At 43.6% G+C, this 1,006-nt stretch carries 1 protein-coding gene; it reads right to left on the reverse strand.

The annotated features are described in order from the left end of the window. Positions 1 to 469: 469 nt before the first annotated feature. Positions 470 to 1,006: ATP-binding cassette domain-containing protein (locus tag D7Y06_RS25315; protein ID WP_147415794.1), on the reverse strand; the 537-nt coding region annotated here is incomplete at its 5' end.

Here is a 1,006-nt window from a genome sequence, read left to right on the forward strand (position 1 = left end):
TATACTTGTCCTTTTTTCGGTTTGGATGCTTTTCAAGCATTGTAATTTCCTCCAATCAATCTGAATTTTTTTGAAAATCCAGATTGACGGGCGGAGAACGGCATCCAATCCCAGAAACCGCCTTACGACGTGTTCTAACAAAAAGCGACAAAAGAAAAACCGCAAAGGTTCTGTGACCTTCACGGTTTAGGGAGATTTTAGTTCTAATATGTAGAAATATGACTTCTACTTGCAGGGTGCAAAGCCCCCATACGCTGACGGGGATTTTTTTAACAGGTTACCAACCCATCCCCGACACGATATATGTAAATAAAAAGCACTTCCCGTATGCAAAAAAAATCCCTCCAAACTGAAAACAGATTTGGAAGGACTTTTATTTTTGGCATGGCAAAGCAGCCCACCAAACACTGTTTTTTTATTTGGCGGGCTTCCCCTTACCTCTGGCACTATTTAAAGATGTGCCTTTCACCTATATTTTCTTTTCTATGTCTATCACTTTCTGCGTCCATTCTCGATAAAACGCTTCCTCATGCGACACCAACAGCACTGTCCCCTCAAATTCTTCCAGTGCGGTTTTCAATGATTCTTTTGCCAGTGCATCAAGGTGGTTTGTCGGCTCGTCCATGATAAGGAAATTGCACGGCTTCATCATAAGCAGGCACATTTTAACCTTTGCCTGTTCCCCTCCGCTCAAAGTACCGATTTCCTGCATGGCGTGTTTGCTTGAGATGCCGCAGCCCGCAAGACGCTTTCTCACGTCTTTTATCGTAAGCGATGGATAAGCATCGGAAACAATCTGAATGGGCGTTTTTTCTATATCCGCCCATGCCAGCTCCTGCTCAAAATACCCAATCTTTACCTGCTCCGAAAAACGGAAACTCCCGCTTAATGAGGGTATTTGGCTGATAAGCGTTTTTAGCAGGGTGGATTTGCCAATGCCGTTAAATCCCGTCATAACAATTTTCTCTCCCCCTTTTATGGAAAAGCTGATGTCCGACAAAACAGG

It is taken from the genome of Roseburia sp. 1XD42-69 (assembly GCF_003612565.1).
Lineage (GTDB): Bacteria > Bacillota > Clostridia > Lachnospirales > Lachnospiraceae > Roseburia_B.